Source organism: Stutzerimonas urumqiensis, from assembly GCF_003640395.1.
Classification (GTDB): domain Bacteria; phylum Pseudomonadota; class Gammaproteobacteria; order Pseudomonadales; family Pseudomonadaceae; genus Stutzerimonas; species Stutzerimonas urumqiensis.
Genome location: NZ_RBZQ01000012.1, coordinates 34,017 through 40,845 on the forward strand (window position 1 = coordinate 34,017; position 6,829 = coordinate 40,845).

The 6,829-nt window shown below is 67.3% G+C and carries 8 protein-coding genes; 7 read left to right on the top strand and 1 reads right to left on the bottom strand.

Features of this window, described 5'->3' with window-relative positions:
- Window positions 1-19 precede the first annotated feature (19 nt).
- The 6 genes from zur to D7325_RS18560 all read left to right on the top strand — a co-directional run bounded on the left by zur (window position 20) and on the right by D7325_RS18560 (window position 4,673).
- Window positions 20-505, top strand: a complete 486-nt coding sequence (zur, locus tag D7325_RS18535; protein WP_120997937.1) for a zinc uptake transcriptional repressor Zur — start codon at window positions 20-22, stop codon at window positions 503-505.
- Entirely contained in the window at window positions 502-1,275 is a 774-nt protein-coding gene (znuC, locus tag D7325_RS18540) for a zinc ABC transporter ATP-binding protein ZnuC (protein WP_120997938.1), read from the top strand. The genes zur and znuC overlap by 4 nt, the downstream gene beginning before the upstream one ends.
- Window positions 1,268-2,056, top strand: a complete 789-nt coding sequence (gene znuB, locus D7325_RS18545) for a zinc ABC transporter permease subunit ZnuB (protein WP_120997939.1) — start codon at window positions 1,268-1,270, stop codon at window positions 2,054-2,056. The genes znuC and znuB overlap by 8 nt, the downstream gene beginning before the upstream one ends.
- A 114-nt stretch (window positions 2,057-2,170) precedes the next feature.
- Window positions 2,171-3,178: a methionine ABC transporter ATP-binding protein gene (locus tag D7325_RS18550; protein WP_120997940.1), complete on the top strand. Its 1,008-nt coding sequence runs from the start codon at window positions 2,171-2,173 to the stop codon at window positions 3,176-3,178.
- On the top strand, window positions 3,178-3,855 hold the full coding sequence (locus D7325_RS18555) for a methionine ABC transporter permease (RefSeq protein ID WP_120997941.1): 678 nt from the start codon (window positions 3,178-3,180) through the stop codon (window positions 3,853-3,855). Before D7325_RS18550 ends, D7325_RS18555 begins: the two co-directional genes overlap by 1 nt.
- A 44-nt stretch (window positions 3,856-3,899) precedes the next feature.
- Window positions 3,900-4,673, top strand: a complete 774-nt coding sequence (locus D7325_RS18560) for a MetQ/NlpA family ABC transporter substrate-binding protein (protein ID WP_120997942.1) — start codon at window positions 3,900-3,902, stop codon at window positions 4,671-4,673.
- A 226-nt stretch (window positions 4,674-4,899) separates the two neighbouring features.
- Here D7325_RS18560 and D7325_RS18565 read toward each other — a convergent pair whose 3' ends face one another.
- Entirely contained in the window at window positions 4,900-5,772 is an 873-nt protein-coding gene (locus D7325_RS18565) for a LysR family transcriptional regulator (RefSeq protein ID WP_120997943.1), read from the bottom strand.
- A gap of 100 nt (window positions 5,773-5,872) precedes the next feature.
- Here D7325_RS18565 and D7325_RS18570 point away from each other — a divergent pair, with 100 nt between their 5' ends.
- Complete coding sequence (locus D7325_RS18570) at window positions 5,873-6,298, top strand: VOC family protein (RefSeq protein ID WP_120997944.1); 426 nt, start codon at window positions 5,873-5,875, stop codon at window positions 6,296-6,298.
- Window positions 6,299-6,829: the final 531 nt, after the last annotated feature.

The window sequence follows — 6,829 nt, forward strand, 5'->3', positions numbered from 1 at the left end:
GCCAAACGCGTCCGCCGTCATGTCCGATACTCCGCTGGCCTGCACCCCTCACGATCATGCTCACTGCGTCAGTCATGCCCTGGCCGAGGCCGATCAGCTCTGCGCGCGACAGGGCGTGCGGCTGACCGCGCTGCGCCGACGGGTGCTCGAACTGGTGTGGCAGAGCCACAAGCCGCTGGGCGCCTACGACATCCTGGCGATCCTCAGCGAGCAGGATGGCCGCCGCGCCGCGCCGCCAACCGTCTACCGCGCGCTCGACTTCCTGCTCGAAAACGGGCTGGTGCATCGCATCGCGTCGCTCAACGCCTTCATCGGCTGCAACCACCCGGAGCACCCGCACCAGGGGCAGTTCCTCATCTGCCGCGATTGCCACACGGCGATCGAAATGCAGGAGCCTGCCATCCGCAACGCCATCGGCGAGGCTGCCGCACAGGTCGGGTTCGCCGTGGAGGGCGAGACGGTCGAGGTGGTCGGCCTCTGTGCGCCCTGTCGGAGGGCGGCATGAGCGAGGCGCTGGTTCGTCTGGAGGACATCCATGTCCGCTTCGCCCGTCAGCCGGTGCTCGAGGGCGCCCGGCTGGACGTCCGCGCCGGCGAGATCGTCACGCTGATCGGCCCCAACGGCGCCGGCAAGACGACCCTGGTGCGCACCGTGCTCGGCCTGCTCAAGCCCGACCGTGGCAGCGTGTGGCGCAAGCCCAGGCTGCGCATCGGCTACATGCCGCAGAAGCTGCATGTCGACGCCACGCTGCCGCTGACGGTGCTGCGCTTCCTGCGCCTGGTGCCGGGCGTCGATCGGTCGCGCGCGCTGGCCGCGCTGACCGAGGTCGGCGCCGAACAGGTGATCGACAGCCCGCTGCAATCGATCTCCGGCGGCGAGCTGCAACGTGTCCTGCTGGCGCGGGCGCTGCTGCGCGAGCCCGAGCTGCTGGTGCTTGACGAACCGGTGCAGGGCGTCGATGTGACCGGCCAGGCCGAGCTCTACCGGATGATCGGCCGGCTGCGCGACCGGCATGGCTGCGGTGTGGTGATGGTCTCCCATGACCTGCACCTGGTCATGAGCGCCACCGACCAGGTGGTCTGCCTGAACCGCCACGTCTGCTGCTCGGGCCACCCGGAGCAGGTCAGCAACGACCCGGCGTTCCGCGAGCTGTTCGGCCAGGATGCCCGCAGCCTGGCGATCTACCACCACCATCACGATCATGCGCACGACCTGCATGGCGCCGTGCTGCGCCCGCATGTGCATGACGACAAGTGCGGGCACAGGCATGGCTGATTTTCTCGTCAACGCCCTGATCGCAGGCCTTTCGTTGGCGCTGGTCGCCGGGCCGCTGGGCTCGCTGGTCGTCTGGCGGCGCATGGCCTATTTCGGCGATACGCTGTCCCACGCGGCGCTGTTCGGCGTCGCCCTGGGCCTGATGCTCGACGTCAGCCCGACGCTGGCGGTGACGGTCGCCTGCGTCCTGCTGGCGGTGCTGCTGGTGACCTTGCAGCAACGCCAGCCGCTGGCGTCGGACACCCTGCTCGGCATTCTGGCGCACAGCACGCTGTCGCTCGGGCTGGTGACGCTGAGTTTCATGCGCGACGTGCGCATCGACCTGATGGGTTACCTGTTCGGCGACCTGCTGGCGGTCGGCAGCCACGACCTGCTGTGGATCGTCGGCGGCAGCGCCCTGGTGCTGGTGCTGCTGATGCTGTTGTGGCGGCCGCTGCTGGCGGTCACCGTGCATGAGGAGCTGGCGCGGGTCGAAGGCTTGCCGGTCACGGCGATCCGCCTGGCCCTGATGCTGCTGATCGCGGTGGTGATCGCCGTGGCGATGAAGATTGTCGGCGTGCTGCTGATCACGTCGCTGCTGATCATCCCGGCGGCCGCCGCGCAGCGCCATGCGCGTACGCCCGAGGGCATGGCGGTCGGCGCCAGTCTGCTGGGCGTGGTGGCGGTCTGCCTGGGCCTGGCGATGTCCTGGTACGAGGACACCCCGGCCGGGCCGTCGATCGTGGTGTCGGCGGCGGGGCTGTTCCTGGCGAGCTTCATCCTTCCGCGCCGGCCGGCCTGACCGCGCGTTCGGCGCGGTTGGCCTCCGATACCTGCGGGCGGCCGGCCAAATCGGTAGAATGCGCCCCCTCGGGCCATCGCCCGGCACCGCTTCGTCGACCCACAAGGCTCGCCCGTGATCGAATTCGACCAGGTCCACAAAACGTACCGCGTCGGCAACCGCGATATCGTCGCGCTGCAACCGACCCGTCTCGCCATCGAGAACGGCGAGGTGTTCGGCCTCATCGGCCATTCCGGCGCCGGCAAAAGCACGCTGCTGCGGCTGATCAACCGGCTCGAGGAGCCCTCCGGCGGTCGCATCGTCATCAATGGCGAGGACGTCACCGCGCTGGAGGCCGACGGCCTGCGGCGCTTCCGCCAGCGCGTCGGCATGATCTTCCAGCACTTCAACCTGCTGTCGTCCAAGACCGTCGCCGACAACGTCGCCATGCCGCTGCGCCTGGCCGGCGGCCGCTCGCGCGAGGACATCGACCGCCGCGTCGCCGCGCTGCTCGAGCGCGTCGGGCTGGCCGAACAGGCACGCAAATACCCGGCGCAATTGTCCGGCGGCCAGAAGCAGCGCGTCGGTATCGCCCGTGCCCTGGCGACCGAGCCGGACATCCTGCTGTGCGACGAGGCGACCAGTGCGCTCGACCCGCAGACCACCGCCCAGGTGCTGCAGCTGCTCGCCGAGATCAACCGCGAGCTGAAGCTCACCGTGGTGCTCATCACCCATGAGATGGACGTGATCCGCCGCGTCTGCGATCGCGTGGCGGTGATGGACGGCGGCCGGCTCGTCGAGCAGGGCACGGTCGCCGAGGTGTTCCTGCATCCGCAGCACCCGACCACCCAGCGCTTCGTCCAGGAAGACGAAGCGCTCGACGAGAACGAGCAGCACGATGACTTCGCCCATGTGCCGGGCCGCATCCTGCGGCTGACCTTCCAGGGCGAAGCGACCTACACCCCGCTGCTGGGTACGGTGGCGCGCCGGACCGGCGTGGATTACAGCATCCTGGCGGGCCGCATCGACCGCATCAAGGACGTGCCCTACGGCCAGCTAACGCTGGCGCTGGTGGGTGGTGACCTCGCCGCCGCGCTGGCCGAATTCGATGCCGCCGACGTGCACGTGGAGGTGTTGCGCTGATGGAAGCCCTGTATGAATCCCTGCTGGGCAACGTCGACTGGTACGACATCTGGCTCGCCACCCTCGACACCCTGCTGATGCTCGGCGGCTCGCTGCTGTTCACCATCCTGCTGGGCCTGCCGCTGGGCGTGCTGCTGTTCCTCGCCGGCCCGCGCCAGCTGTTCGAGAACCGCCCGCTGTATGCGCTGTTGTCGTTCGTGGTGAACGTGCTCCGCTCGTTGCCCTTCATCATCCTCTTGATCGTGATGATCCCCATCACCGTGACCATCACCGGTACCTCGCTGGGCGTCGCGGGGGCGATTCCGCCGCTGGTGGTCGGGGCCACGCCCTTCTTCGCGCGGCTGGTGGAAACCGCGCTGCGCGAGGTGGACCGCGGCATCATCGAGGCGACCCAGGCGATGGGCGCCAGCACCCGGCAGATCGTCTTCAGCGCGCTGCTGCCCGAAGCGCGCCCCGGCATCATCGCCGCGGTGACGGTCACGGCCATCACCCTGGTGTCCTACACCGCGATGGCCGGCGTGGTCGGCGCCGGCGGGCTCGGCGACCTGGCGATCCGCTATGGCTACCAGCGCTTCCAGACCGACGTGATGGTCGTGACAGTGATCCTGCTGCTGGTACTGGTGCAGGTGCTGCAATCGGTCGGCGACAAGCTGGTGGTGCATTTTTCCCGCAAATAACTGCCTAAGCGCTGTCATCGCGCTACAGAACGAAAGGAGCTCACATGAAGAAACTGATCGCTGCCCTCGCCGCCGTCGCGGCTATCTCGGCCCAGGCCGCCGAGGAACTCACCGTCGCGGCCACCGCCGTGCCGCACGCCGAGATTCTCGAACACATCAAGCCGGCCCTGGCCGAGCAGGGCGTCGAGCTGGACGTGAAGGTCTTCACCGACTACGTGCAGCCCAACATCCAGGTCGCCGAAGAGCGCCTGGATGCCAACTTCTTCCAGCATCAGCCGTACCTCGATGAGTTCAACAAGGGCCGCGGCACCGAGCTGGTGAGCGTCGCCGGCGTGCACATCGAGCCGTTTGGCGCCTATTCCGACAAGCACACGTCCCTCGATGCGCTGCCCGAAGGCGCCAATGTGGTCATCCCCAACGACGCCACCAACGGCGGCCGCGCGCTGCTGCTGCTGGACAAGGCCGGTCTGATCACGCTGAAGGACGGCGCGGGCATCACCGCCACCGTCAAGGACATCGCCGAAAACCCGAATAAGCTGCAGATCCGCGAGCTTGAAGCCGCCACCCTGCCGCGCGTACTGACCCAGGTCGACCTGGCGCTGATCAACACCAACTACGCGCTCGAGGCCGGGCTGAACCCGACCAAGGATGCGCTGATCATCGAAGGCAACGACTCGCCGTACGTCAACATCCTGGTGGCCCGCCCGGACAACAAGGACAGCACCGCCATGCAGAAGCTGGCCAAAGCGCTGCAGAGCGACGAGGTCAAGCAGTTCATCGACGAGAAATACAAGGGCGCAGTGGTACCGGCGTTCTGATTGTCGCTTCGCTGAAAAAGCCCGCATTGCGGGCTTTTTTCGTTCTTGAGGCCGAACCAGAGGCCGCTTTGCCTGCACCTGGATCGGAGACGAGCGATGGCCCTGGCGTTGGCGCCGATCGCCGGCAAGCCGGCTCCTACAAGGGCTCGGCATGGCATGCCGGTAACGTGTTTGGCGCAGCCCCTTGTAGGGTGGGCCGTCCTTCTCGGGGAAGTAGCGCCCTGGCTTACCGGTGCCGGACGTCGCTCACCTCGCTCAGGCACTCGAGCAGGCAGTCCAGGGCCGGCTGGCGTTGGGCGCGACGCAGCACGGCGACTCGTTCGCGGTAGAAGGTCAGCGCCCCGAGTTCGAGAATGCGCACGCGGGGTTGGCGTTGAAGCCAGAGGCCGGCGCGGGGAATCAGCGCTACGCCCATGCCGGCCTCGACCATCCGCACGATGGCCTCCAGCTCGTCCAGCTCCAGCGTTTCGCGCACCTGCAGGCGCTGTTGGCGCAGGAAGCGCTCCACCAGCCGACCACCGAACGAGCGCCTGTCGTAGCGCACCAGCGGCTGGCTCGCGAGCAGGGCGATCGGATCGTCGCCGGCCAGGTGGTCCGGCAACACCAGCACGAAGGGTTCGCGTGCCAGCGGCACTTCGAGCAGTTCCTTGGGTAGCGGAAACGGTGGCTTGATCAGGAGCGCCAGGTCCAGCTCGCCGGCATCGAGCTGGCTGAGCAGATCCAGCGACACGCCCGGCACCAGCTTGAGCTCGATGTGCGGCGCCTGCTGCCGGAAGCGCGGCAATGCGTCAGGCAGCAGGCCCGTCTGGACCGTGGCGATCGCGCCGATGCGCAGCTCGCCCCGCCAATGGGCAGTGTCATCGGGTCGCGCCATCTGCGAGAACAGCGCGAGGATCTGCTCGGCCAGCGGCAGCGCATGCCGGCCCGCGGCGTTGAGGACGGCCGACCGCCCGCTGCGCTCGAACAGGGCTACGCCCAGCTGGCGCTCCAGGGCGCGCATCTGTGCACTGACCGCCGATTGCGTCAGGCCGACATGCTGTCCGGCCGCGGCGAAGGTGCCATGCCGAGCGACGGCGACGAAGGTCTTGAGTTCGCGCATTGATCGAAATCCTTGAGGCTCGGCTGCAAGGATATGCGCTTTTCATCGAAAGGCTTGTTGCTGAGAATCGGTGAATCATCCACGCCAGGAAAAGCCGCGCATGGCTCTATCGCCGTTTCACCTTGCCATTCCCGTACATGACCTCGCCGCTGCCCGGCATTTCTATGGCGATGTCTTCGGCTGCGCCGAGGGACGCAGCAGCGACCACTGGGTCGATTTCGATTTCTTCGGCCACCAGCTCGTGATTCACGAAGCGCCGAAAATGCCGCACCAGGAGGCCGCCCACCGTAACCCGGTCGATGGGCACGACGTGCCGGTGCCGCATTTCGGTGTGGTACTCGACTGGGCGGCCTGGGAGACATTGGCCGATCGCTTGCAGGCGCGCGAGACGCGGTTCGTGATCGAACCCTACGTGCGCTTCAAGGGCCAGGTCGGGGAGCAGGCGACGATGTTCCTGCTCGACCCGTGCGGCAACGCGTTGGAGTTCAAGGCGTTCAAGGACATCGGCCAGCTGTTCGCCAAGTGATCCGCCAAGGTACCTGGCGCCCGGTGGACCCGGCATCGCTGCGGTAGCACGGATCGCCCGCAAGCGGGCTCCTACAGGCGTGAGGCGTGAGGCGTGAGGCGAGCGGCGTGCCGCGGTGCGACGGATGCCGATGCGGCATGCGGCGATGCGGCGCCAGGGCACGTGGGCAACGGTAACTTTTTTGTAGGAGCCCGCTTGCGGGCGATGGATTCCGCCGCTGAGCCAAACCGCCCCCAGGGCGCGCCTTACGAACGATGTCGGCCACGGGTATTTCGGCTCAGCCTTTGCTGCCTGCTTGGCGAGCTTCTCGTCATTCAGCCCCTGTGTCCTTGCGCGCATGCGTGCCGGCACGAATCGCCCGCAAGCGGCCTCCTACAGGCGTGCGGCGGAAGCCGGTGTGTTGTGGCTCAATGATTCTGGACACCCCGATAGGGCGCTAAGCTTCGCCCAGCCATACGGTGTTGTTTACATGACCAGAAGATCATTCAGTACAGATTTCAAACTCGAAGCAGCCAGCCTGGTGCTGGATCA